Annotated in this window: 23 protein-coding genes and 2 pseudogenes; 13 read left to right on the top strand and 12 right to left on the bottom strand. The window is 72.5% G+C overall.

Annotated elements, in window-relative coordinates; all coding sequences use genetic code 11:
- The first annotated feature begins 157 nt into the window (after nucleotides 1-157).
- From BN2279_RS00335 to BN2279_RS00305, 7 genes are all read left to right on the top strand, one after another.
- A complete protein-coding gene (locus tag BN2279_RS00335) occupies nucleotides 158-925 on the top strand; it encodes a helix-turn-helix transcriptional regulator (protein ID WP_059005662.1) in 768 nt (255 codons plus the stop codon).
- A 38-nt stretch (nucleotides 926-963) separates the two neighbouring features.
- Nucleotides 964-1383: a hypothetical protein gene (locus BN2279_RS00330; protein ID WP_059005661.1), complete on the top strand. Its 420-nt coding sequence runs from the start codon at nucleotides 964-966 to the stop codon at nucleotides 1381-1383.
- A gap of 48 nt (nucleotides 1384-1431) precedes the next feature.
- Complete coding sequence (locus tag BN2279_RS00325; RefSeq protein ID WP_059005660.1) at nucleotides 1432-1923, top strand: hypothetical protein; 492 nt, start codon at nucleotides 1432-1434, stop codon at nucleotides 1921-1923.
- 71 nt (nucleotides 1924-1994) lie between these two features.
- Entirely contained in the window at nucleotides 1995-2951 is a 957-nt protein-coding gene (locus BN2279_RS00320) for a hypothetical protein (protein ID WP_059005659.1), read from the top strand.
- 5 nt (nucleotides 2952-2956) lie between these two features.
- Nucleotides 2957-4111: a peptidoglycan-binding domain-containing protein gene (locus BN2279_RS00315; protein WP_059005658.1), complete on the top strand. Its 1155-nt coding sequence runs from the start codon at nucleotides 2957-2959 to the stop codon at nucleotides 4109-4111.
- A complete protein-coding gene (locus BN2279_RS00310) occupies nucleotides 4108-4842 on the top strand; it encodes an ABC transporter ATP-binding protein (protein ID WP_059005657.1) in 735 nt (244 codons plus the stop codon). The genes BN2279_RS00315 and BN2279_RS00310 overlap by 4 nt, the downstream gene beginning before the upstream one ends.
- Nucleotides 4830-6173: an ABC transporter permease gene (locus tag BN2279_RS00305; RefSeq protein ID WP_059005656.1), complete on the top strand. Its 1344-nt coding sequence runs from the start codon at nucleotides 4830-4832 to the stop codon at nucleotides 6171-6173. The genes BN2279_RS00310 and BN2279_RS00305 overlap by 13 nt, the downstream gene beginning before the upstream one ends.
- On the opposite strand, the gene BN2279_RS00300 is transcribed toward BN2279_RS00305, so the two are convergent.
- From BN2279_RS00300 to BN2279_RS00285, 4 genes are all read right to left on the bottom strand, one after another.
- The gene (locus tag BN2279_RS00300) at nucleotides 6154-7116 is read right to left on the bottom strand and encodes a LysR family transcriptional regulator (RefSeq protein WP_059005655.1); all 963 of its coding nucleotides are present in this window, start codon (nucleotides 7114-7116) and stop codon (nucleotides 6154-6156) included. The genes BN2279_RS00305 and BN2279_RS00300 overlap by 20 nt on opposite strands.
- A gap of 271 nt (nucleotides 7117-7387) precedes the next feature.
- Nucleotides 7388-8704, bottom strand: a complete 1317-nt coding sequence (locus tag BN2279_RS00295) for a DUF2252 domain-containing protein (RefSeq protein WP_059005654.1) — start codon at nucleotides 8702-8704, stop codon at nucleotides 7388-7390.
- Nucleotides 8705-8769: 65 nt separating this feature from the next.
- The gene (locus BN2279_RS00290) at nucleotides 8770-10332 is read right to left on the bottom strand and encodes an alkaline phosphatase D family protein (protein ID WP_059005653.1); all 1563 of its coding nucleotides are present in this window, start codon (nucleotides 10330-10332) and stop codon (nucleotides 8770-8772) included.
- A 130-nt stretch (nucleotides 10333-10462) separates the two neighbouring features.
- On the bottom strand, nucleotides 10463-11221 hold the full coding sequence (locus BN2279_RS00285; RefSeq protein WP_059005652.1) for a hypothetical protein: 759 nt from the start codon (nucleotides 11219-11221) through the stop codon (nucleotides 10463-10465).
- Nucleotides 11222-11550: 329 nt separating this feature from the next.
- On the opposite strand from BN2279_RS00285, the gene BN2279_RS00280 reads away from it, so the two are divergent.
- Nucleotides 11551-12195, top strand: a complete 645-nt coding sequence (locus BN2279_RS00280; protein ID WP_059005651.1) for an ABC transporter permease — start codon at nucleotides 11551-11553, stop codon at nucleotides 12193-12195.
- Entirely contained in the window at nucleotides 12192-13241 is a 1050-nt protein-coding gene (locus BN2279_RS00275) for an ABC transporter ATP-binding protein (RefSeq protein ID WP_079031683.1), read from the top strand. The genes BN2279_RS00280 and BN2279_RS00275 overlap by 4 nt, the downstream gene beginning before the upstream one ends.
- A 17-nt stretch (nucleotides 13242-13258) precedes the next feature.
- Here the strand turns inward: BN2279_RS00275 and BN2279_RS30065 are convergent.
- Nucleotides 13259-14329: pseudogene (locus BN2279_RS30065) on the bottom strand (ABC transporter permease); the annotation flags it as partial.
- 4 nt (nucleotides 14330-14333) lie between these two features.
- Here BN2279_RS30065 and BN2279_RS00260 point away from each other — a divergent pair.
- Nucleotides 14334-14777, top strand: a complete 444-nt coding sequence (locus tag BN2279_RS00260; protein WP_059005645.1) for a MarR family winged helix-turn-helix transcriptional regulator — start codon at nucleotides 14334-14336, stop codon at nucleotides 14775-14777.
- A 45-nt stretch (nucleotides 14778-14822) separates the two neighbouring features.
- Here the strand turns inward: BN2279_RS00260 and BN2279_RS00255 are convergent, their stop codons facing one another.
- Nucleotides 14823-15815, bottom strand: coding sequence for a glycine betaine ABC transporter substrate-binding protein (locus tag BN2279_RS00255; protein ID WP_059005646.1), 993 nt, complete (start codon nucleotides 15813-15815; stop codon nucleotides 14823-14825).
- Between the two features lie 60 nt (nucleotides 15816-15875).
- A complete protein-coding gene (locus BN2279_RS00250) occupies nucleotides 15876-16640 on the bottom strand; it encodes an ABC transporter permease (protein ID WP_059005647.1) in 765 nt (254 codons plus the stop codon).
- Nucleotides 16641-16756: 116 nt separating this feature from the next.
- Here BN2279_RS00250 and BN2279_RS00245 point away from each other — a divergent pair, with 116 nt between their 5' ends.
- On the top strand, nucleotides 16757-17521 hold the full coding sequence (locus BN2279_RS00245) for an ABC transporter permease (protein WP_059005647.1): 765 nt from the start codon (nucleotides 16757-16759) through the stop codon (nucleotides 17519-17521).
- A gap of 60 nt (nucleotides 17522-17581) precedes the next feature.
- A complete protein-coding gene (locus BN2279_RS00240; RefSeq protein WP_059005646.1) occupies nucleotides 17582-18574 on the top strand; it encodes a glycine betaine ABC transporter substrate-binding protein in 993 nt (330 codons plus the stop codon).
- Nucleotides 18575-18619: 45 nt separating this feature from the next.
- Here BN2279_RS00240 and BN2279_RS00235 read toward each other — a convergent pair whose 3' ends face one another.
- Entirely contained in the window at nucleotides 18620-19063 is a 444-nt protein-coding gene (locus BN2279_RS00235) for a MarR family winged helix-turn-helix transcriptional regulator (RefSeq protein ID WP_059005645.1), read from the bottom strand.
- Nucleotides 19064-19124: 61 nt separating this feature from the next.
- Here BN2279_RS00235 and BN2279_RS00230 point away from each other — a divergent pair.
- Nucleotides 19125-20144: pseudogene (locus BN2279_RS00230) on the top strand (ABC transporter permease); the annotation flags it as partial.
- A gap of 46 nt (nucleotides 20145-20190) precedes the next feature.
- Here BN2279_RS00230 and BN2279_RS31295 read toward each other — a convergent pair.
- The 4 genes from BN2279_RS31295 to BN2279_RS00215 are packed head-to-tail and all read right to left on the bottom strand — an operon-like array spanning nucleotide 20191 to nucleotide 25047.
- Nucleotides 20191-21261: a Gfo/Idh/MocA family protein gene (locus tag BN2279_RS31295; protein WP_079031682.1), complete on the bottom strand. Its 1071-nt coding sequence runs from the start codon at nucleotides 21259-21261 to the stop codon at nucleotides 20191-20193.
- Nucleotides 21258-22574, bottom strand: a complete 1317-nt coding sequence (locus BN2279_RS00225; RefSeq protein WP_159037008.1) for an aspartate aminotransferase family protein — start codon at nucleotides 22572-22574, stop codon at nucleotides 21258-21260. Before BN2279_RS00225 ends, BN2279_RS31295 begins: the two co-directional genes overlap by 4 nt.
- Nucleotides 22571-24301 carry an SUMF1/EgtB/PvdO family nonheme iron enzyme gene (locus tag BN2279_RS00220; RefSeq protein ID WP_159037007.1) on the bottom strand — a complete coding sequence of 577 codons (1731 nt, stop codon included), beginning with the start codon at nucleotides 24299-24301 and terminating at the stop codon, nucleotides 22571-22573. The genes BN2279_RS00225 and BN2279_RS00220 overlap by 4 nt, the downstream gene beginning before the upstream one ends.
- Entirely contained in the window at nucleotides 24280-25047 is a 768-nt protein-coding gene (locus BN2279_RS00215) for an alpha/beta hydrolase family protein (protein ID WP_059005642.1), read from the bottom strand. Before BN2279_RS00215 ends, BN2279_RS00220 begins: the two co-directional genes overlap by 22 nt.
- Between the last annotated feature and the right edge of the window lies 1 nt (nucleotide 25048).

Here is a 25048-nt window from a genome sequence, read left to right as displayed (position 1 = left end):
CCGGCGAACGATGCAATGGTCGTAGGGTGCGACTGCACATGCGGGGGCAGACGTATCAGTGATTCGGGGGGATGCAAATATGAGTGGGCCGCCTTTTAGAAGCCACACCCGGTCCCGAATAGCTTTCGCTATTCGGGACTGTTCAGTACTGGAGGAATTGGCGGCCAACCTGGCCACGGACAGGGGCACATTCATCGCCGGTCTGTCCGGTGATTACCGTCGGCTCACCGGGTTGCTTCACAGCCGCGCCACGGACGTGGCGGTGGCCGATATCGCACTGCTCTCGGGGAATCTCACCGACTGGCTGCGCGAACTGGGCCGCGCCGCCCGGTCCGCCGGCGCCGAGCTGGCTTTGTTCAGCGAGGAGGTCCCGGCCGTGGCGGTGATCGAGTTCGCGGCCCGGCTCGGGATCCGGTCCTTCGTCTGCGGCGCCGATCTGCGGCAGGACAGTTGCCTGGTCGCCCGAGCACTGCGATCCGGCGACGGCTGGGTCAGCCCCCGGATCGGTGCCGCGCTGGTCCGGCAGCGGGCCGCGGTCGGCGCCACCTGTGCCTGTGCCGGGCCGGCCGCCTGGCAGGCTCCCCGGTTCGGCACCCTGACCGAGCGGGAGCGTGCGGTGCTCCCGCTGATCGCGCTGGGGCACACCGATGTCGAGATCGCCGGCCGGCTGCGTGTGAGCGAAAGCACAGTCAAGTATCACGTGGGAAATCTGCTGGCCAAATTCGGAGGACGTAATCGCGCGCATCTGGTGACGCTGGCCGGCTGCCCGGCCGCTGACGGGCATGGCGCCACGGGCCCGGACTGGCCGATCGACCAGGCGCATACTGGCCGATCGACCCGGGACAGCCCGCCGCCGCACGGCAAGAATAGGCGAATGAAAAGACCGGTGCTTCCGGATTCTTCGTTCGCTGGAGAGAACGCATGACGCGAAACGCAAAGATGGCAGTCCGACCGCAGGTACTGATGGGCACAAAAAGGGCTGCGACCGCCGCCGCCGTCCTGGGTGTCGTCCTCTCGGCGGCTGTGGTCGCCGCACCGGCCGCCCATGCGGACAACGGAAACGGCCTCCTCCAATGCAGCAGAGGTGAGATCTGTTTCAAGGAATGGAAACACGACAGCGGTAATCCCGGACGGCGTCATTTCTACTACAACAGCGACAATCACCACACCACCGTCTGGCACCACGGGGGCGCGTTCGCGGACGACGCCACGCACATCCTCAACCGGGACAGTGCGTGCCCGGTGCGGGTCTACAAGGACGTCGGCTACTTGGGCACCTACCAGACCTTCGTCAACCAGCCCGCCTCCGAGGACTACTGGCAGAACTACGCGGGCTTCAGCCCCGCGCTGTACGAGGAGAACTCCTCGCATCTGCGTTGCTGACATGGTCAGGACACCGGTCACCACCCACATCCGAGGGGAGATCTCTCCATGGCAAGACTGATCAAGAGACTGGGCGCGACCCTGGCGATGCTGTTCGCCATCGGTGGCGTCATGGCCGGCGGCGCGGCACCCGCGCAGGCCGACAGCGGAAACGGTTGGCTCAACTGTGTGCCGGGGGAGATCTGTTACTCCTCGACGTGGAGCACCTGGTGCTGGGGCAGCGGCGACCACGAGAACGTCTGGACCAACGCCTGCGGGTACCAGCGGCACTTCTACTACAACGACAGCAACCACCACGACGACCAGTGGGGCGGCGGCAGCGGGCACATCGGCACCTGCCGCGAGCTCAGCCGCACCACCGGGTTCTGGGACTGCGCGGAGGCGATCGCCAACCGTGACACCCAGTGCTACGTGCGGGTCTACGCCGATGTCGGCTACCGCGGCAACTACGACAACGTCGCCAACGACCCCAACACTTACGGGGTGCGCAAGCTGATCGAGGGCGTCTGGGAACAGAACTCCTCGCACATCCGCTGCTGACCGACCGCTCCGCCGCGGCCAGCGGGCGTGCGTCCGCTGGCCGCCTCAGCTTCCTCCGGGGGAACGAAACCATGTGGTCCCATCTCACGCGCCGGCCACGATCACGGCCGGCTCTCACGGGCGCGGTACTGCTCGCCGTCGCCCTCACCGCCGGCCTCACCGGCTGCATGGCGGACGACTCCGGCGGCGGGGACGGCGCCGACACCACCGGGCTCGACCTACCAGAGGGCGCCACCATGCCGTTCGACCTCTACCTGGGCCAGGACGTCACCTACATCCTCTACGCACAGCGGCAGGTACGGGCCCGTTGCATGGCTGATGCGGGCTTCACGCAACTGCTGGACACCGGGGACCGGCTGGGCGAGAACATGTTCGGCGACATGTCAGAACCGCGCTATCCGCCGCGGACCGAGGAGGAGGCGAGGGCCAACGGTTTCCACGGCCCGGTGCCCGGCGCGCCCGCCTCGGTACTCAGCTTCGACGCCGGCTTCGACCAGGCGTACGACGCCTGCTTCGCCGAGGCCGAGGAGGCGGTCGGCGCGTCACCCGGCTTGATCGCCGGCTATGTGGAGCAACTCGGCAACACCATCAATCGGGAACTGTGGAACGAACTGGAAGCGGTGGAAGCCGAGTACGCCGACGAGGTACTGGACTGTCTGGCAGGGCACGGCTTCGAGCCGGACAGCCGGGAGGCGTACCGGGAGGACCCGGATCCGCACGAGCGCTTCGGGATTCCGCTCGGCGACTACCACCCGACCGCGCCGGAGTGGGAGCCGGACCGCACGCCCGGCACGGTCGCCGTCGGGCCGCCGGACCCGGACCGCACCTATCAGCCCACCGAGGAGGAATCCCGGCTGGCGGTGGCCATGGTCCAGTGCCGGACCGAGACAGGTTTCTTCGCGGAGATCGACGAGGTCAATCTGACCGCGCAACAGGACATCGTGGAGGATCACGCGGTGGAGTTCGCCGAGCTGAACCCGCAGATCGAGCAGGCGGCGATGCGGGCGGCGGAGGTGCTGGACAGGTGAGCGGCATGGCTGTGCGCCGCCGGGTCCGGGCGGCGGCGCTGTCCGCGGTCGCGGTGGCCGCGCTGGCGACGGGAGCCGGAACGCTGCTCGGCTCCGGTCTGAAGTCCCCGCAGCAGGCGGTGGCCGACGCCCGGCCGCCGGAGGCGTCGCCGGTGCTGGCGGCGGCCGAGGAACGGGTGATCCACACCTCGGTGCTGCTGCGCGGCCGGGTCGAGCCTGGCCCTTCGGTGCCGGTGACGGCCCCGGCCGTGCTGCCGGGCGACCCCCCCGTGGTCACGGCGACTCCACTGGAGCCCGGCGACGAACTCGCCGAAGGAGCCGTGGCGCTGGAGATCGCGGGCGAGCCCGTCTTCGCCGCCGTCATCGACTTCCCGCTCTACCGGGACCTGGCCCCCGGCCTGTCCGGCCCCGACGTGCGGCAGGTGCAGGATCTGCTGGTCCGCCTGGGCTACCCGGCGGGCACGGACGGGGAGTTCTCCCCGGCCATGGCGGTGGCGGTAGAGCGCTTCTACCAGGACCGCGGCTACCGGGTGCCGGAGGGCGGGGTGCTGCCCCGCCACCATCTGGCCCGGATCGACCGTTCCGGCCGCACCCTGTCCAGCGCCCCGTTGCGCGTCGGGGACATCCTGGAGGGGCCGGGGGCGGTCCTGCTGACGCTGGACGCCGGGCAGAACCGGGTCAGCGCCACGGCCGCGCCGGACCAGCTTCCCGCGATTCCGGTGGGCGCCGAGGCCGAGATCACCGACGAGGTGTCGGGCACGACCGCCCGGGCCACGGTGGCGTCGGTGGCGGAGGAGCCCGCGGAGGACGAGAGCACGGACGGCCGCACGGTACTGCTGGAGTTCGACGGCGAGCCGCTGGCCGTCCCCCCGCCCCACTCGGTGCGGATCTCGGGGGGCGGCCCCGCCTCGCCCGAACCGGTGCTCGCGGTCCCGGTGACCGGTCTCCGTGCCCGGCCGGATGGCGAGACCTATGTCACCGTGGCGCGGCGCTCGGACCCGGACGGCGGGCCGGTCACCATGTCGGAGACGGCGGTCCGCACCGGGGCGACCGGCGACGGCTGGGTGGCCGTCACTCCGGTCGAGGGCACATTGCGGCCCGGCACCGAGGTGGTGGTGGGTCTGGTCGGCGGGTCCGGGCCGACGGGGAGCACACCATGACCGGCGGCGGCCGTCCGGTGCTCGAACTGACCGGTGTGGCCCGCACCTACGACGACGGCGTGCCGGTGCACGCGCTGCGCCCGGTGGATCTGCTGGTCGGGACCGGCGACTACCTGACCGTCACCGGCCCCTCCGGCGCCGGGAAGTCCACACTGCTGAACGTTCTGGGCCTGCTGGACCGCCCCACCGCCGGCAGCTACCGGGTGGCGGGCGACGAGACCTCAAAGGCCGACGAGCGGCGGCGCGTGACCCTGCGCGGCCAGCTTTTCGGCTTCGTGTTCCAGGCGTTCCACCTGCTGCCCGGCCGCTCCGCGCTGGAGAACGTGGAGCTGGGCATGGTGTACGGTCCGCGCCCGGTGCGGGAGCGCCGCCGGCTGGCGGCCGAGGCGCTGGACAGGGTGGGGATGTCCGCCCGGTCCGGAGCGGATCCGCGGACCCTCTCGGGCGGGGAGCGGCAACGGGTCGCCATCGCCCGCGCGGTGGCCGGCCGGCCGCGGGTGCTGTTCTGCGACGAGCCGACCGGCAATCTGGACACCGAGAACTCCGTCCGGGTGCTGGAGCTGATCGGCGAACTGCACCGGGAGGGGATCACCCTGGTGGTGGTGACCCACGACGCCGAGGTCGCCGCCCGTGGTGACCGCCGGATCGAGGTCCGCGACGGCACCGTCACCGAACGCCCGGCCCGTGCCGCCGGTCCGGTACCGGCGAAGGAGGCGACATGGGGGAGCTGAGCACGCCCGCCGAGTCACCCGCCACGCCCCGGCCCCCAGCGGCCCCGGAAGGGGGACGGCGACGCCCGTCACGCCGCAGTCCGCTGCCGGCACACCTCGGCCTGCGCCCGGGACGGTTCCGGCTGCGGGATCTGTGCACCGAGGCGGGGCGCTCGGTCGGCGGGCACCCGGTGCGGTCGCTGCTCACCGCGCTGGGCACGGTGCTGGGGGCCGCCGCCTTCGTGGCCACGTTGGGCCTGTCCTCGACCCTCTCCCAGCAGGTCACCGCCACCTTCGACATCAAGCGCGCCACCGAGGTCACCGTGCTGCCGGGCGAGGACGACGGGCCGGAGGAGTCCCCGGCCGGGCAGTCGGCGGCCGGCGGCTCGCCGGAGTGGCAGAGCGATGCCGCGCTGGACCGGCTGCTGCCACTGGCCGGTGTGGAGGCGGCCGGCCGCCGGGTGCTGCTGGAGCAGCAGACCCTGGCCGCTGGAACCGGGCGGGGTGCGCCCGCCCTGGAGGGCACCGTGATCGGCATGGATTCGGCGGCGTTCGCCGCGGTGGAGCCGCGGGTCACGGTGGGCCGGACGTTCGACACCTACCACGACCGGGCGGGCGCGCCGGTGGTGCTGCTGCCCGCCGGCATGGCGCACACCTTGGGCGTCGTCCGGCCCGGCGGCTCGGTGTTCATCAACGACCGGGCATTCACGGTGATCGGGATCTTCGACGATGTGGCTCGGAGACCGGAGACCCTGCCGGCCGCGGTGGTGCCCTTCAGCGCTGCCGAGCCGTTGGCAGCGGCTGCCCAGGGACCGCCCGCCACCCGGGACGTGGTCATCCGCACGGCCCCCGGCGCCGCACAATTGATCGGCGGTCAGGCGCCGCTGGCGCTGTCACCGGGGGAGCCGGAGGCGCTGCGGGCGGTCGCGCCGCCCGATCCCCGGAGCATGCGCCGAGAGGTGGAGGACAGCGTGACCCGGATGGCGGTGGTGCTCTCCGCGGTGTCACTGGCCATCGGCGCCGTGTCGATCGGCAACGCGGCCACGGCCGGGATCACGGCGCGGGTGTCCGAGATCGGCCTGCGCCGCGCGTTGGGCGCCCGGCGGGTGCATGTCTTCGCCCAGCTCATGGCGGAGACCACCCTGCTGGGCGGGGCCGGTGGGCTGCTCGGGGCGGTGGCGGGCATCGTGGTCACGGTGACGGTGTCGCTGCTCAACACCTGGCAGCCGGTGCTGGATGTGACCGGGGCACTGGCCGCCGCGGGCGGGGGGGTGCTCGCCGGGCTGCTCGCCGGGCTGCTCCCGGCGGTGCGGGCCGTGCGCATCGAGCCGGTCAGCGCTCTCCAGCGTTGAGCGCCCCGTGGCCTCCGACGCCACCCGGGCCGGTCGCCTGCTGAGCCGCGCGGCGGACCGCCACCACGGCCGGACTGGAACCGTTCCGCTCGGCCCAGGCCAGCGCCGCGGTGCAGGGCGACAGATCGGTCACCTCCGCGTAGGCGACCCCGGGGCGGGGGAAGTGGAGGCGGGCCGCCGCCGGGAGGAAGGCGATGGCCTGCCCGGTGGCCACGGCCAACATCAGCGCCTCCAGATCCATGACTACCGGCCCAGGTCTCACCGGACGACCCTCGGACCGGGGGACGGCGGTCCAGAACTCGCGCCAGACCCGGGGGGTTTCCGGCGGCAAGGAGACCACGGGGCGGTCCGCCAGGTCCGCCAGCGTCAGATGCGTCCGGTCGGCCAGCGGATCGTCGGCCGCGAGACAGACCACTCTCGGCTCGGAGGCCAGATGCTGGAGCTGGATTCCGGGTGGGGCCGGGGGGCGGCAGAACACGACATCGACCTCGCCGTTCTCCAGGGCGCCGAAGTGCTCGGCCAGGCTCAGCAGACGGATCTCGACCTGGAGGTCCGGGCTGGCCGCCCTGAGCCGGCGCAGCGTGGCATGCGTGTAGGGCATGGCGGCCTCGGCGCCGATCGTGCCGAGGATCACCCGGCCGCCGGTCGCCCGGCCCTGCTCCCGGGCCGTGCGCAGCAGCCGGTCGGCAGCGTCCACCACCGTCCGTACCTCGGGCAGCAACAGCTCACCGGCCGGAGCCAGTTCGACGGAGCGGCTGGTGCGGTCCAGCAGCGCGACGCCCAGGTGCCGCTCCATGGCCTGAATCTGCCGGCTCAGGGCCGATTGGCTCAGGCACATGCGAACCGCCGCCCGCCCGAAGTGACGTTCCTCGGCGAGTGCCAGGAACAGGCGCAACTGGTGCAGAGTGAGCCCAGCCTGCGTCGCCCCCACGGCTGCCCCCATCGCACTTCCACCTGCCCGCCAGGGGCCAGAGTCGATCTGTTCGGTTCACGTACCTGCTCCGCAATGATGACAGACGGCACCTGGGACCCGTCTGGAAGCACCGGTACGGCCGCCTGGGGGAAGGACCGGCCAGGACGGCACGCACCGCCGTCCCCACGAGGTCGCCGTGCCGGGAGCGGATCAAGAGGCACGAGTGCCCCCCTTGGAATGCCGCTGGACGATGTGGTGCTCCGGTCCCGGCGCCTTCTGACCGCGCGGGTCGGGGTCCCGGCTACAGGCCCGGGATGCGGCCGTTGCGGAACAGGTCGACGAAGGTCTGGTGGTCGGCGCGGGCGCGGGCGCCGTAGGTGTGGGCGAAGTCGACCAGCATGTCGGCGAAGCCGGCCTCGTCCGGCGTGATCGCCGCGTCGATCGCCTCCTCGGTGGAGAACGGCACCAGCGAGTGGCCGCTGGAGTCGTCCGCCGCCGCGTGCATGGTCGCCGTGGCCCGGCCCAGGTCCGCGACGACGTGCGCGATCTCGGCCGGGTCGTCGATGTCGGACCAGTCCAGGTCCACCGCGTACGGCGACACCTCGGCGACGAGCTGGCCCGCGCCGTCCAGCTCCGTCCAGCCCAGCCACTGGTCGGCGTGGGCCTGGAGCGCGCGCTGCGAGATCACCGTGCGGTGGCCCTCGTGCAGGAAGTACGACCGGACGCGCTCCTCCACGATGTGCCGGGACGCGGCCGGGGTCTGCGCCTGCTTGATGTAGATGACGACGTCGTTCTCCAGGGCGTCGCTGTTGCCCTCCAGCAGCAGGTTGTACGACGGCAGGCCCGCGCTGCCGATCCCGATGCCGCGCCGGCCGACGACATCCTTGACGCGGTAGGTGTCAGGCCGGGCCAGGCTGGACGGCGGCAGGGTCTCCAGGTAGGCGTCGAACGCGGCCAGCACCTTGTCCCTCACCGACGCGTCCAGCGCGATGGCGCCGCCGCCGGGCGTGAACCGCCGCTCGTAGTCGCGGATCTCGCTCATCCCGTCCAGCAGCGCGAAACGGGTGCGGGAACGCGCGTCGCGCAGCGCGGTCAGCAGCGGGCCGGTCGCCGTGTCGAGGGTGAACGGCGGCACGTCCTCCTCCCGCGCGCCCACCGCGAGCGCGTGGATGCGCTCGCGGTAGGCGGTGGCGTAGGTCCGGACCAGATCGCTGATCATGCCGTCGCTGAGCGCCTTGGTGTAGCCGATCAGGGCGACCGAGGCGGCGAAGCGCTTCAAGTCCCAGGTGTACGGCCCGACGTAGGCCTCGTCGAAGTCGTTCACGTTGAAGACGAGACGGCCGTTGGAGTCCATGTACGTGCCGAAGTTCTCGGCGTGCAGGTCGCCGTGGATCCACACCCGCAACGTGCGCTCGTCGAGGAACGGCCCGCCGCTCTGCTCGGCCGCCAGGTCGTGGTAGAAGAGGCAGGCCGTGCCCCGGTAGAACGCGAACGCCGAGCCCGCCATCTTCCGGAACTTCACCCGGAACGCCGCCGGATCGGCCGCCAGCAACTGCCCGAAGGCGGTGTCGAGGACGCCGAGTATCTCCTCGCCGCGCTGTTCCGCGTGGGCCGACATCGTGACTCGCCTCCTGAAGTACCGGGACTGTGCTGAGCGGAGCCTACCGGCGGCGGGCGGGCCGCTCAGCGTTCGGGGTTCAGCTCCACGGACCACAGTTCGGCGCCGTCCGTGTCGCGCAGGCGGACGGTCATCACGGTGGTGGCGGCGTCGATCTCGACCTCGCCGAAGAACTGATTCCCGTACAGGGGGCTGTTCTTGGCGAGGCTCTCCGCGGTCCCCGCGAAGCGCACCTCGGGCCCGAACGTCGGGTCCAGCGGGTTGGGCGTCACGGCCACGACGGCGTTGAGCGGCCCGGACACGAACTCCCAGAACGGCTTGAAGTCCTGGAAGACCGCCCGGTCGGGGGAGTAGTGGTGGGCGGCGGTGAAGTGGACGTCGGCGGTCAGCCACACCGTGTTGGCGATGTCGCGGTGGCGGATGAACGACAGCACGTCGGCGATCTCGGCCTCCCGGCCCAGCGGCGCGCCGCCGTCGCCCTGCGCGACGCCCTCGTTGCCGGTCTGGCCGTCCGGGACGACGAGCCCGAGCGGGATGTCGTTGGCGATCACCTTCCAGGTGGCGCGGGACGCGGCCAACTCCCGCTTCAGCCACGCCGTCTGCTCGGCGCCGAGGATGCCGGTGTCGGGAGCGGGCGCGTTGTTGGGGCCGTTGGGGTCGCGGAAGCTGCGCATGTCCAGGACGAAGACGTCGAGGTGCGGGCCGTAGCGGATGACGCGGTGGACGCGTCCCTCGTCGCGGGGGCGGCGGTCGATGGGCAGGTACTCGAACAGCGCCTGCCGGGCCCGCGCGGCGAGGACGTCGACCCGCTTCTCGGTGTAGCGGGAGTCGGTGAGGACCTCGCCGGGGTACCAGTTGTTGAGGACCTCGTGGTCGTCCCACTGGTTGACCATCGGCACGGCCGCCGTGAACGCGCGGAGGTTGTCGTCCATGAGGTTGTACTTGTGCTGCCCGCGGAACTCGGCGAGCGTCTCGGCGACCTTGGACTTCTCGGGCGTCACGAGGTTCCGCCACACCTGGCCGTCCGGCAGGGGCACCCGCTCGGTGATCGGCCCGTCCGAGTACCACAGGTCGCCGCTGCACAGGAAGAAGTCCGGGTCGCGTTCGGCCATGGCGCGGAAGACGCGGTAGCCGCCGATGTCGGGGTTGATGCCCCAGCCCTGCCCGGCGAGGTCGGCCGACCACAGGAAGCGGACGTCGTCGCGGGCGCCGGGCGCGGTGCGCAGCCGTCCGGCGACCGGCTCGCCCGTGACGGACGGGTTGTCGGGGTCCGCGAGGCGGACCCGGTAGTGCAGTTCCTGCCCGGTCGGCAGCCCGGAGAGCCTGACCCGGCCGGTGAAGTCGCTGTCGGCGGTGAGGAGGTCGCCCGGCACGGTGATCGAGCGCCGGAAGTCGGGACGGGTGCTGATCTCGACGGACATCCGCGCCGCCCGGTCGGCCCGGGTCCACACGACGCCGCTCCGCCCGCTCATGTCTCCGGCCTGCACTCCGTGCGAAACGGCGGGCCGCCCCCGTCGTACGAAGGCGGGGGCGGCGAAGGCCGTTCCCGACGGCAGCAGGGCCGGTGTGGCGGCGACCGCGCCGGCGAGGAGACCGGAACGGAGAACGGTGCGTCTGTGCATGGGCATGGTCAAGCTCCCTGGGATTGGCTGGGGTTGACCACTGTCTACGGAGACCCGGGGGCGCGCGCCGGGCGCGCCGGTGAACCTCCCGACGCGACCCGGTGAACTTGCGCCCGTCCGGGGGTTCGTCACGGTTTCAGCGGGTGACCGGCGGGCGGGCGCCGTTGCCGAGGGCGGCGGGGGAGGTGACCGTTTCCCCCGCCCCGGTCCCGGCTTCGGTCGCGACCGCTTCGGCCGCGACCGCTTCGCGGCAGGCGAGGTGGACCGACTCCAGCATCGCGCGGGGGCGTTCGGCGCGGATGGTGCGCCGCTCGTCGGCGTCCTGGGCGGCGAAACCGCTCCAGACGTCGAGGAGGAAACGCAGGACGAGTTGCCAGCCGCGCCGCGAACGCCACATCGTCCAGCCGACGTACAGCCCGGTGCCGTGCGGGAAGACCGAGACGTACGCCTGGTACTGCCCGTCACCGACCCGCAGCCGGTGGTTGGCGCCCGCGCCGGCCGGCAGGGGCACGCGGTGCGGCACGGCGGACAGCGGGCCGCCGCGCTCGCGCAGCGCGTCGCCGATCCGCCGGTGGACGTCCTCCGCGCGGTGGTGACGGCCGCTCAGCAACACCCGCCATTCCGCGACCGGTTCGGTGGCGCGGCCGAACATCAGCACGGCCGTGTAGGAGATCATCCCGAGCACCACCGCGAGGATCACCAGGAAGTCGCTGATCTCCGTGTCGGCCCACCACTGGGCCAGGACGATCGTCAGCGGGAACATCGTCACCAGGTGGGCCACCAGCAGGGCCTTGAGGAACTGGCCGCCCAAAGTTCCCCAGCGGACCGTGTCGTCCAGCCCGGGGTCCAGCGCCTGGTAGGTCGGCCCGGCGCCGGTTTCTCGCCGGTCGGGCATGCGTGTCGGTCTCGGCGCGTCCATCTGTCTCGCCCCCCACAGGTGCAGGTCAGGTCATGTCGACGGACTCCGATGGTCCCAGCGGGGCAGGCGGCCGGGAAGGCTCTCCGGGGGCTGATTTCGTCGTAGGCATACGGCGTACGCTCTCGCCGCGCGACGTACCAGCTCACCGGCCCGCGCGCGGTTGACACTGTGACATGTGCCACGCGGAACGGGCGGCCGGCCCGCCCCCGCCGCCCCTTTCCCGCACAGGAGTTCGCTCAGGCCATTGAAGATCGGAAACGGCGACCCGACTATGGGGGGATGCGATCGCGAACAGGGGGAGACGGATGAGTTTCGCCGAGTACATCTCCGAACGGTGGCCCGATATCGTCGTGTTGACCACGGAACACGCCCAGGTCGTCCTCACCGCGATCGCCATCGCGTCGGTGGTCGGGGTCGCGGCGGGCATCGCCGTCGCCGGGCGCCCCCGGGCCGGGGCGCTGGTCCTCGGCGTGACCGGGACCATGCTCACCATCCCCTCCTTCGCCCTCTTCGGCCTGCTGATCCCGCTGCTCGGCCTGGGCTCCGGACCCACCGTCACGGCCCTGGTCCTCTACGCGGTCTTCCCGATCCTGCGCAACACCGTCACCGGCCTGGAATCCGTGCCCCGCGCGGTCGAGGACGCGGCGCGCGGCCTCGGGCTCGGCCGCTGGGAGCGCGTCCGGCGCGTCCGACTCCCGCTCGCCTGGCCGGTGGTGCTCGCCGGGGTGCGCACCGCCACCCTGATGTGCGTCGGGATCGCCGCCATCGCCGCCGCCGTCAGCGGCCCGGGCCTCGGTGAGCTGATCTTCGGCGGCCTGGCCCGCATCGGCGGCGCCAACGCCCTCAACGACGCGCTCGCCGGAACGCTCGGCGTGGCCCTCCTCGCCCTCGCCCTCGACCTGCTGTTCGTCGTCGTGGGTCGGCTCACCACCTCGCGGGGCATCGCGTGAGCGCCGAGCCGATGATCCGGCTGGACCGGGTCAGCAAGCACTACCCCGGCCAGCAGGCCCCCGCCATCTCGGAGTTGTCGCTCGACATCGCGGCCGGCGAGATCGTCGTCCTGCTCGGCCCGTCCGGCTGCGGGAAGACCACCACCCTGCGCCTCATCAACCGCCTGATCGAGCCCAGTTCGGGCCGCGTTCTCCTCGACGGCGAGGACGTCACCCAGGCCGACCCCGACCAGTTGCGCCGCCGCATCGGCTACGTCATCCAGCAGGTCGGCCTCTTCCCGCACCTGACCGTCGCCGACAACATCGGCCTCGTCCCGCGCACTCTGGGCTGGGACAAGAAACGGATCCGCGAACGCGTCGACACCCTGCTGGACCTGATCGGCCTCGACCCCGCCGCGTTCCGCCGCCGGTATCCCAGGGAGCTGTCCGGCGGCCAGCAGCAACGCGTCGGCGTGGCCCGCGCGTTGGCCGCCGACCCGCCCGTGATGCTGATGGACGAGCCGTTCGGCGCGATCGACCCGATCACGCGGGAGCGGCTCCAGGACGAGTTCCTCGACCTCCAGGCCAAGATCCGCAAGACCATCGTGCTCGTCACCCACGACGTGACCGAGGCGGTCAAACTCGGCGACCGGATCGCCCTGTTCGGCGAGCAGGCCCGCACCGCGCAGTACGACACGCCCGCCGCGATCCTCGCCGCCCCCGCCGACGACTTCGTCGCGTCGTTCATCGGTTCGGGAGCCGCGATCCGCGGACTGCGCCTGGTGCCCGTCGGCACCCTCCCGCTGGACCCCGTCGACGTGGTCACCGAGGATCCGGCCCGCGACGACCCGGCCCGCGAGGACATGGCCCGCGAGGACCCGGCCGGGGCCGGAGCGGAGGACGCCGGCGGTGCCCCGCGCGCCGTCCTGGTCGGCGCGGACGGCAGGCCGCGCCGCTGGCTGCGCCCGCCCGCCCGGCCCGACGCCGGCACGGACCCGGCCGCCGCCCTCGTCCGGGAGGCCCCGAGCCCCTGTGGCAGCACTGTCCGCTTCGTCAGCAGCGGCTGATGTTTATGGTAGACCGCCTCCCTCCCTTCCTCGTTCCCCGCGGGCCGGGTGGCGGTCTCGCCGGGTGGGTGGGGGCGGGTGCGGTGGTGTTCGGTCCTGGCGGCAGCGGTGACGAGGGCCAGGCCGGTGGCCCGCCGGACGGTGAGGGCCGCCGCGTTGCGGGCCCGGTCGAGGCCGTCTAAGTAGACCAGGCCGCGCCGGCCCTCGACGAAGCCGGCGCCGTTCCAGAAGGAGTGGAGGGCGCCGAAGAAGCCGTTCTGCAGCTCGGGGCGGAACAGGCCGCCGGAGCTGGTGAAGTTCAGCATCACGAACAGCGCCATCACGGTCAGCGTCGTCCAGCGTTTGAGGAACGTGTGCAGGCCGGTGCCGATGAACAGGATGCCCGCCGAGTACAGCCACGACATCGCCCACACGCCCCACAGCCCGTGGTGCACGAGGTGGAACAGCGGTCCGGCGAAGGCGGTGCCGATCAGGCTCACCGCGAGGGAGACGCCCGCCACCAGCGCGGCCCTCACCCGCATCCGCAGCGCCGCGCCGGCCGCGCCGAGGACCGCGACGGAGCCGTAGGAGCCGATGCTGACGGCGATCATCAGGAAGAACAGGCCGCTGCCGGTCGGGTCGTCGTCCACGGGCGGGACGATGTCCGTCACCCGCAGGGGGGCGCCCCGCTCGGTGGCGACCGGGGTGAAGACCTGCTGGGCGGCGGTGGCGCTCATGTCGGACCCGGCCGACGCGATGAGCAGCTCGGGGCCGCTCCCGTCCCGGCCGCCGGCGGGGAGGTAGGCGCCGGTGATCTCGCGGTCCTTGAGCAGTTCGACGGCCTCGTCGCGGGAGGTCGCGGTGCGCACGTCGAGGGCGTCGCCGGCCCGGTCCTGGAGCGACCGTGCCAGGTCGGGCGCGTCCACGACGGCGACGGGCAGGTCGTGGGGCTCGGGAACGGTGAACGCGCCCAGGTAGGCGAAGCCCATCCCGGCGCACATCAGGAGCGGGATCACCAGATGGCCGAGGACATGGCGCAGCGGAGTGCTCATCGGAGGAACGGTCCTTTGGTTGGCTTCTACAACCTGATAGGTGTATCGTACAGCCATATGGATGGAGGTGCCACCTGTGCAGGTCGAGACCCGCGACGAGGCCATGACGGTGATCCAGCGTGAGCTGACGACCTTCGCGCGGCGCGCCAGGGCCGCCGCCGCCCGTCTGCATCCACGGCTGTCCCTGGTCTCCGCGACGCTGCTCACCCATGTCGCCGAGCACCCGGGCTGCCGCGCGGCCGATCTGGCGGCGCACTATCTCCTCGACAAGTCGACCATCAGCCGCCAGGTCGCCGCCCTTGAACGGCTCGGACTGGTCGAGCGCCGCACCGCCGAGGACGACCACCGCGCGCAGGTCCTCCACCTCACCCCGGCCGGTGCCGAGGTGCTGGCCGACTATGTGACGGCCCGCCGCCAGGCGTTCGAGCAGCGGCTGGCGGGGTGGTCGGAGGAGGACCTGCGGCGGTTCGCCATCTGTCTGACGCGTTACAACGACGGATTCTGACCGCGCGCGGCGACCGGTGGATCGGGCGCTCGGCCGATCCACCGGTCAGCCGATGAAGCCCTCCTGCTGGAGCCAGTCCCGGGCGACGTCGGCGGCGTCCTCGCCGTCGATGTCGACGCGCGCGTTCAGCCCTTGCAGCGCCTCGTCCGTCAGGGCGGGGGCGATCGCCGCGAAGACCGGCTCCAGGTCGGGGTGCTCCTCCAGCACGGAGGCGCGGACGGTGAGGGCGGGGTTGTAGACGGGGAAGAAGTGCTTGTCGTCGGTGAGAACGGTCAGGCCGAGGCCCTCGATGCGGCCGTCGGTGGTGGCCGCCTCGCCGAAGTTGCACGGGTCGTTGTCGGCGACGGCGTTGTAGATCGCGCCCTCGGCGAGGGTGGCCAGGTTGCCGCCCTCGACGTGGAATCCGTACGCCTCCTCCAGGCCCGGCAGACCGTCGTCCCGGCCGGCGAACTCGCTCGCGATGCAGAGCGTCGCCTGCCCGGGGTCGTCGGCGACGAGCGCGGCGTAGTCGGAGAGGGTGGCGACGCCGAGTTCCTCGGCGGTGCCCGTCTCGGCCACGATGGCGTAGGTGTTGTTGGCGGGCGCCGGGGTCAGCCAGGCGATGGCGTTCTGGTCGAGGTCCTCGCGCGCGGCGGACTCGTACTGCTCGGTGGGGTCGTCGATCGGATCGGTGTGGCCGAGGAAGTTGATCCAGGCCGTGCCGGTGTACTCCCAGTACATGTCGATGTCGCCCGACTCCAGGGCGCTGCGCGTGGTGTTGCTGCCCTGGAGGCCGCATTCCTGCGACACCTCCGCGCCGACCGAGGTCAGGGCGAGGGCGGTGATCTGGCAGAGCACGAGCTGCTCGGTGAACTCCTTGGAGCCCACGGTGAAGGAGGCGCCGTCCAGCGAGGCGTCCTCGGCGAGGCTGCCGGGCTCGGCGTCGCTGTCGGAGGTGTCCAGGGAGCAGCCGGCGGCGAGGACCGTCAGGGCGGCCACGGCGGCGGCAGCGGTCGCACCGCGGCGGGCAGGGGGGCGGGACAGGCTGAACGGACGCATGGCGGTCGGTCAACTCCTCGAAAGTGAAACGGTGTTCAGGCGACAGGGTTCAGGCGGACATCACAGGCCGCGGGGGCGCAGGTAGCGTTCGGCGAGGCCGACCAGCCAGTCGCAGGTCAGGGCGAGGACGGCCGTCAGGACGCTCCCGGTCAGCAGGACGGAGGTCCGGTTGAGGGCGATGCCGGTGCTGATGAGCCCGCCCAGGCCACCGGCGTTGGTGAACGTGGCGAGCGTCGCGCTGCTGACGTTGAGGATGAGCGCGACGCGGAGCCCGGCCATCATCACCGGGACGGCGAGCGGGAGTTCGACGCGGAACAGGACGGCCGTCCGGGTCAGGCCCATGCCCCGGCCCGCGTCGATGAGCGCCGGATCGACGCCGCGCAGGCCGACCATGGTGTTGCGGAGCACCGGCAGCACGGAGACGAGCACGAGCGCGATCAGGGCCTTGTCGAACCCGATGCCGACGGTGACCGCCAGCAGCACCAGGACGCCGATGGACGGCACGGCCTGGCCGATGTTGGCGAGCATCAGCAGCGGTGTGCCGAGCGCGCCGAGCCGGGGCCGGGTGAGCAGCACGCCCAACGGCAGGGCGATGGCGACGACCAGGCCGGTGGAGGCGGCGACGAGCCTGATGTGTTCGAGGAGTTGCTGGGTGATGACGTCGCGGTTGATCGAGCGGGACTCGATGCTGTCCAGGTCCTGGCCGCGCAGATAGAGGTAGAGCGCGGCGCACGCCGCGGCGAGCAGCAGCGGCGTGACCAGCAGGCCGAGCGCGGAGGAACGGCCCGAGGCGCGCGGCCCGCGGTCGATGAGCGCGTCGGTCACGACGGCCCCCCGGGGCTCTCCCGCGCGATGGCGGCCCAGGAGACCGTGCCGACCGGCGCGCCGGTCGGCACGGTCTCCTGGGCCGCCATCGCGCGGGAGAGCCCCGGGGGGCCGTCGTGACCGACGCGCTCATCGACCGCGGGCCGCGCGCCTCGGGCCGTTCCTCCGCGCTCGGCCTGCTGGTCACGCCGCTGCTGCTCGCCGCGGCGTGCGCCGCGCTCTACCTCTATCTGCGCGGCCAGGACCTGGACAGCATCGAGTCCCGCTCGATCAACCGCGACGTCATCACCCAGCAACTCCTCGAACACATCAGGCTCGTCGCCGCCTCCACCGGCCTGGTCGTCGCCATCGCCCTGCCGTTGGGCGTGCTGCTCACCCGGCCCCGGCTCGGCGCGCTCGGCACACCGCTGCTGATGCTCGCCAACATCGGCCAGGCCGTGCCGTCCATCGGCGTCCTGGTGCTGCTGGCGGTCACCGTCGGCATCGGGTTCGACAAGGCCCTGATCGCGCTCGTGCTCGTCTCCGTGCTGCCGGTGCTCCGCAACACCATGGTCGGCCTGCGCGGCGTCGATCCGGCGCTCATCGACGCGGGCCGGGGCATGGGCCTGACCCGGACGGCCGTCCTGTTCCGCGTCGAACTCCCGCTCGCCGTCCCGGTGATGATGGCCGGGCTCCGCGTCGCGCTCATCCTCAACGTCAGCAGCGCGACGCTCGCCACGTTCACCAACGCCGGTGGCCTGGGCGGGCTCATCAGCACCGGCATCGCCCTCAACCGGACCTCCGTCCTGCTGACCGGGAGCGTCCTGACGGCCGTCCTCGCCCTGACCTGCGACTGGCTGGTCGGCCTCGCCGAACGCTACCTGCGCCCCCGCGGCCTGTGATGTCCGCCTGAACCCTGTCGCCTGAACACCGTTTCACTTTCGAGGAGTTGACCGACCGCCATGCGTCCGTTCAGCCTGTCCCGCCCCCCTGCCCGCCGCGGTGCGACCGCTGCCGCCGCCGTGGCCGCCCTGACGGTCCTCGCCGCCGGCTGCTCCCTGGACACCTCCGACAGCGACGCCGAGCCCGGCAGCCTCGCCGAGGACGCCTCGCTGGACGGCGCCTCCTTCACCGTGGGCTCCAAGGAGTTCACCGAGCAGCTCGTGCTCTGCCAGATCACCGCCCTCGCCCTGACCTCGGTCGGCGCGGAGGTGTCGCAGGAATGCGGCCTCCAGGGCAGCAACACCACGCGCAGCGCCCTGGAGTCGGGCGACATCGACATGTACTGGGAGTACACCGGCACGGCCTGGATCAACTTCCTCGGCCACACCGATCCGATCGACGACCCCACCGAGCAGTACGAGTCCGCCGCGCGCGAGGACCTCGACCAGAACGCCATCGCCTGGCTGACCCCGGCGCCCGCCAACAACACCTACGCCATCGTGGCCGAGACGGGCACCGCCGAGGAACTCGGCGTCGCCACCCTCTCCGACTACGCCGCGCTCGTCGCCGACGACCCCGGGCAGGCGACGCTCTGCATCGCGAGCGAGTTCGCCGGCCGGGACGACGGTCTGCCGGGCCTGGAGGAGGCGTACGGATTCCACGTCGAGGGCGGCAACCTGGCCACCCTCGCCGAGGGCGCGATCTACAACGCCGTCGCCGACAACGACCCGTGCAACTTCGGCGAGGCGGCCACCACCGACGGCCGCATCGAGGGCCTCGGCCTGACCGTTCTCACCGACGACAAGCACTTCTTCCCCGTCTACAACCCCGCCCTCACCGTCCGCGCCTCCGTGCTGGAGGAGCACCCCGACCTGGAGCCGGTCTTCGCGGCGATCGCCCCCGCCCTGACGGACGAGGCGCTGCAAGGGCTGAACGCGCGCGTCGACATCGACGGCGAGGACGCCGCCGACGTCGCCCGGGACTGGCTCCAGCAGGAGGGCTTCATCGGCTGACCGGTGGATCGGCCGAGCGCCCGATCCACCGGTCGCCGCGCGCGGTCAGAATCCGTCGTTGTAACGCGTCAGACAGATGGCGAACCGCCGCAGGTCCTCCTCCGACCACCCCGCCAGCCGCTGCTCGAACGCCTGGCGGCGGGCCGTCACATAGTCGGCCAGCACCTCGGCACCGGCCGGGGTGAGGTGGAGGACCTGCGCGCGGTGGTCGTCCTCGGCGGTGCGGCGCTCGACCAGTCCGAGCCGTTCAAGGGCGGCGACCTGGCGGCTGATGGTCGACTTGTCGAGGAGATAGTGCGCCGCCAGATCGGCCGCGCGGCAGCCCGGGTGCTCGGCGACATGGGTGAGCAGCGTCGCGGAGACCAGGGACAGCCGTGGATGCAGACGGGCGGCGGCGGCCCTGGCGCGCCGCGCGAAGGTCGTCAGCTCACGCTGGATCACCGTCATGGCCTCGTCGCGGGTCTCGACCTGCACAGGTGGCACCTCCATCCATATGGCTGTACGATACACCTATCAGGTTGTAGAAGCCAACCAAAGGACCGTTCCTCCGATGAGCACTCCGCTGCGCCATGTCCTCGGCCATCTGGTGATCCCGCTCCTGATGTGCGCCGGGATGGGCTTCGCCTACCTGGGCGCGTTCACCGTTCCCGAGCCCCACGACCTGCCCGTCGCCGTCGTGGACGCGCCCGACCTGGCACGGTCGCTCCAGGACCGGGCCGGCGACGCCCTCGACGTGCGCACCGCGACCTCCCGCGACGAGGCCGTCGAACTGCTCAAGGACCGCGAGATCACCGGCGCCTACCTCCCCGCCGGCGGCCGGGACGGGAGCGGCCCCGAGCTGCTCATCGCGTCGGCCGGGTCCGACATGAGCGCCACCGCCGCCCAGCAGGTCTTCACCCCGGTCGCCACCGAGCGGGGCGCCCCCCTGCGGGTGACGGACATCGTCCCGCCCGTGGACGACGACCCGACCGGCAGCGGCCTGTTCTTCCTGATGATCGCCGTCAGCATCGGCTCCTACGGCTCCGTCGCGGTCCTCGGCGCGGCCGGCGCGGCGCTGCGGATGCGGGTGAGGGCCGCGCTGGTGGCGGGCGTCTCCCTCGCGGTGAGCCTGATCGGCACCGCCTTCGCCGGACCGCTGTTCCACCTCGTGCACCACGGGCTGTGGGGCGTGTGGGCGATGTCGTGGCTGTACTCGGCGGGCATCCTGTTCATCGGCACCGGCCTGCACACGTTCCTCAAACGCTGGACGACGCTGACCGTGATGGCGCTGTTCGTGATGCTGAACTTCACCAGCTCCGGCGGCCTGTTCCGCCCCGAGCTGCAGAACGGCTTCTTCGGCGCCCTCCACTCCTTCTGGAACGGCGCCGGCTTCGTCGAGGGCCTGCGCGGCCTGGTCTACTTCGACGGCCTCGACCTGGCCCGCAACGCGGCGGTCCTCACCGCCTGGCTGGCCACCGGCCTGGCCCTCGTCACCGCTGCCGCCCTGACCGAACACCACCGCACCCGCCGCCACACACCCGCCGAGACCGCCCACCGGCGCGCGGCGAACGAGGAAGAGATGGAAGAGTCCACCCATAAACATCAGCCGCTCCCTCTGCGTCGGCGTGCTCATGTTGTCATATGCGCCAGGGGTGCGCCGCCCCAGGTGCCCCCCGCCCCCCCCTCCGCCGCCCCGGAGACGACACCCGGGACAACGGCACGGCGTCACCACCGTTCCGGACCGAGACAGCGGCGGCCCGCAGAACGTCCGCCACATGGATCGCCGCACTCCACGGCCCCGACTCCGGAGCCCCCAGCCGGGCCAGGAACTCCGAGTGGAGCGCGTCGGTCCAGTGCGCGTGGACGTGACCGCCGGACGCCGGATCCTCCGCCGGCCAGACCCTCGTCCGGCCCGCCGCGACCAGGCGCAGCCGCCCGCCCTGGAGAAGCAGACTTCCCCCCGTGCCGTCGACCTGATACCGGTTGCTCCGCCGCCCCCCGGCCCAGGTGAGTCCGATCCGGGCGGTGACACCACCCGCGATATCCAGCCGGAGCGAGGCGGTACGGTCCGCGCCCCGCTCCCCGGCGACCGTCGCGCAGGAGACCCGCGCGACCGGCCCGCCGGACAGATGGCACGCCAGATAGACGGCATGCGGCCCGTGATCGTGGAGCACACCACCCGCGAACGCCGGATCGGCGCGCCACGCCGGCATCCAGGCGCCGGTCCCCGCGGCGGGCGCCGTACGGGTGACGCCCACCGTGACCTTCCGGACCCGGCCGACGACCCCGGAACCGATCAGTTCCCTCATACGCCGGAAGTCCGCCGCGTGGAGATAGTTGTGCACAGGGTGGAGCGACAGCCCGGAGCGGCTCGCCAGTTCGGCCAGACGGCGGCCACGGTCGGGGTCCAGCACGGCCGGTTTCTCGCAGAGCACGTGGGCGCGGTGCCGGGTCAGCGCGACGTAGGTGTCGCCCTCGTGCGAGACGGGCGGGGTCGCGACCACGATCAGGTCGATCCCCGTTTCCAGGCGGTCGAGCCCGGACGCCACGGCGGCGCCGGGGTGATCCGCCGAGGCCCTGGCCCGCCGCGCCCGCGTGATGTCGGCCACCCCGACGACGCGGACCCGGGGCCGGGTGGCGAGGAGACGGGCGTGGAGCTCACCGGCCGTGCCGTACCCGGCGATCGCGACCCGCAGCGGCCGGATCACGGCCGGGCCGGCGCGCCGATGGACGCCGACGTCCCGGCGATCGTGTCGGCGATGATCCCGGCGGCGCGGTCCAGCTCGTCCGCGGTCGTGGTCAGCGGGGGATACAGCCGCAGGGTGCTGCCGCCGGTCATCACCAGCACCCCGCGCGCCAGCAGCTCCGTGAACACCGCCCGTAGACGGGACTTGGGCAGCGGCGTGCGGCTCGCCTGATCGGTGACGAGTTCGATGCCGACGGCGAGCCCCCGGCCGCGGATGTCGCCCACGATCCCGGTCACCGGTATGAGCGCGCGCAGGCGGTCGAGGAACTCGGCGCCGAGCGCCGCCGAGCGGGCCGCGAGGCCCTGCTCCCGCACGGTGCGCGCGACGACCGACACGGCGGAGCAGGCGAGCGGGAAGCCGCCGAAGCTGGAGGAGCTGGCGCTCGGCCTGCCGAACGGACCCACCGACATGAGCCGGGCCGACGCCACGACGGCGGACACCGGGTAGCCGTTCCCCAGCCCTTTGCCGAGAATCGCGATGTCCGGCACCACCTCGTCGTGCGCACAGGCGAGGACGGTACCGGTGCGTCCGAGGCCGGTCATGGATTCATCGGAGATCAGCAACGCGTCGTACTCCGTGGCGAGTTCGCGCAGGGCCCCGAGGAAGCCGCGCGGCGGGACGACGTTGCCGGCACGGCCCTGGACGGGCTCGACGAGAATCGCGGCGAGCGAGCCGCTCGACTGTTCCCGCAGTACGTCGCGGGCGAACTCCACGCAGGCCAGGCCGCATTCCGGGTAGCGGGCCCTGAGCGGGCAGCGATAGCAGGACGCGTACGGGGTCGTGAGCACGCCGGGCATCGCGGGACCGAGACCGGCTCGCGCGCCACCCGTCGCGGCGAGGGCGGTGGCGGTACGGCCGTGGAACCCGCCCCAGAATGCGAGTACTTCGAACTTGCCGGTGGCCGACTTGGCCAGCCGGACGGCGGATTCGACGGCCTCGGCGCCCGAGCTGTAGAACTGGACGCGGTCGAGGTCGGCCGGCAGCAGCGCGGCCAGCTCGCGCAGAGCGCCGAGACGGGCATCCGACGCGTGCGCCCCGATCAGCCAGGCGCCGATCTGCTCGCTCAGCGCCGCGACATAGGCGGGATGACTGTGGCCGATCAGGTTGACCCCCGCGCCGCCCATGAGGTCCAGATAGCTGTTCCCCCCGGTGTCCGTCACCATGGCCCCTTCGGCCCGTGCGATCACGAGCCCCGCCCAGGCCACGGCCTCGGAGATGCCCGGTCCCATGAGGGAGAGTTCGGCCGCCCAGTGCTCGGCCTGTCCCGCGCTCACGACGCGGTCGCCTTTCCCCACGCCGTTTCCGTGCCGTGGACGGTGACGCGGAAGCCGCCCCCCGGGTGGCGGCTCTCCTGCGGCATCTGGTTGCGGGTGTAGCTGTTCGCGCACTCCGTCGCGTAGTAGAACGCCCCGCCGCGCACCACGTGCCGGACCCCTGGCCCGCCGGGATCCTCGCGGCCGTCGCCGGGCACGTAGGGATAGCGGTGAGCGGCCCGTATCGACACGCCCCATGTGCTGCGGGTCCACTCCCACACGTTGCCGATCAGGTCCGCGCAGCCGAGGACGCTGTCCCCCGCCGGGGAGAAGCTGCCGACCGGGGTCGGCCGTCCGGCCCCGGTGGCCCGGATGTTCGCGCGTGCCGGGTCCGGGTCCCGGCCCCACGGATGCGGGTCCCCCCGACCGTTGCCGGCGGCGGCTTCCCACTCCACCTCGCTCGGCAGCGAGACGGTCGCGGCGGGCGGCAGCCGTCCCGTGCCGCGCAGGTGGCCGGTGAGCCAGTCGCAGTAGCGGACCGCGTCGAGGAACGACACGTTGACGACCGGGCGGTCCCGGCCCTCGTCCCACAGATCGGGTTCCGACGCCCAGTGGTCCGGGCAGTGTGCGCCGGAGGCGACGACATACCCGAGGTACTGGCGGTTCGTCACGGGCGTGCGGCCGATCAGGAACGGGGCGATGCCGACGCGGTGGCGCGGCCGGCCGGCCGCCTGGCCGTACGGCGCGTCCACCCCTATCGTGACCAGCCCGCCCGGGTGCGCTACCAGGTCGGGAACGAACAGTCCGGCCCCGGCCGCCGCCATCACGTCGCCGGGTATCTTCCCCGCGGCCCGTAACTCCCGCAGCGACGGCTGCGAGACCGGCCGGAGCCGCCGACTCGCGAAGCCGCGGACCGCCGGGGCGTCGTCGTGCGCGGCCAGCAGTTCCAGCTCGGCCCGTGCTCCCGCGTCACCGGTGGCGGCCAGCCGGGCGAGTTCGACGGCGGCGTCGATGCGGGACGTCTCGTCCGCGCTGAACAGGTCGGCCCGGACCGCGGACGGCAGCGCCGGGACCAGGCGCGCCCTGCCGCCGTACGTCCAGTGCACGTCGGCCCCGTGCCGCCGGGCGGCTTCCGCCGCGACGCCGACGACCGCGTCGAGGTCCACGCCGTCGTCCCCGGCCGACGCGGTGGCCGCGGCGAGCGCCCGCCACAGGCCGTGCCGCGCGGTCGCCGCCGCCCCGCCGCTGGGAGCCGCCGCGGCGACCAGCACCACCGGGCGGCGGGACGGAACGCCCATCGCCGCGCCGAGACTCGCCGCGGGGGCGTTCTGCCCCGGCGTGAGCACCGCGTCGAGACAGACCAGAAGGGGACGTTCACCGGCCGCGTCCGCCGCCGCGGCCATCAGATGCCCGACCGGCAGCATGCTGCGTCGCCGGCCGGGCAGGCTGCCGGGGATCCCCAGGGCCCAACGTCCCCCGTCCCGGGCGAACCAGTGGGCTCCGGCGTGCACGGTCAGCAGCGGCACGTCCCCCGGCCGGGCGAGGGCCGCCGCGACGGCCCGGACCACGGTGCGCGGCGACGTCAGATGCCGCCGCCGCAGCACCGTCACATCCGCGGCGTAGCCCCGCCGTAACTCGGCGACCAGGCCCGCCTCGACCTCGGGGAAGAGCGGTATCCGGGGCAGATGCTCATAGGGCCCGAGGGTGGCGACCACGGCGAGCACCGTCACAGATGAGCCGCCAGCCATGCCGAGGTCTCCCGATTCACGACGGCCCGCTCCGAGGGGCGCTCCAGACAGTGCTCGCCACCGGGCACCACCACCCGCCGCACCGGCCCGGCCACCAGGGCCTCCGCCCGCGCGCTCTGCTCGACGGGGACTTCGGTGTCCGCGTCGCCGTGCACCAGCAGCAGAGGCGTCCGCGATCCCCGCAACGGGCCGGCCACGTCGCGCGTCGCGAGCAGTTCGTTCAGGAAGGGCAGGCCGATCTCCTCGCCGTCCCGGACGATGAAGCCCCGCTCACTGGCTTCGGCGAGGCTCTCCTCGGTCAGGTAGCTGTCGAAGACGTCCTCCAGCAGCCAGATGGCCGGCCACAGCAGGACCAGGGTGTCCTCCTCACCGTCCAGACCCGCGAGCACGATCGTCGCGCCGAGGCTCTCACCGATCAGGGCGGTCCGTCGCGGCGCGTAACGCTCGGCCAGCAGTTCCCGCGCCGCTCTCAGGTCCCGCACCTGCCTGGCGAGAGTCATGTCGCGGTACGCGCCCGTGCTCTGGCCCGCTCCTCGCACGTCGAAGCGGAGCGATCCGATGCCCTGCGCGGCCAGAACCCCGGCCAGGTCCCGGTACAGGTCGGCGGGTCCGTCCTTCACCCCACCCGGACCGCCGTGCACGAGGATCGCCCACCGGTGTGTCCCTTGCGACGGAGACACCGCCACGGCGTCGAGTTCGTCGTCGTCCACCGGGATGCGGAGCCGTTCTTCCTTGAGATCGTCCACT

The sequence above is a fragment of the Streptomyces specialis genome, from assembly GCF_001493375.1.
GTDB classification, from domain to species: Bacteria; Actinomycetota; Actinomycetes; order Streptomycetales; family Streptomycetaceae; genus Streptomyces; species Streptomyces specialis.
The sequence above is the reverse complement of the archived record's forward strand: the minus strand, read 5'-3'. Positions and strand labels throughout refer to the sequence as shown.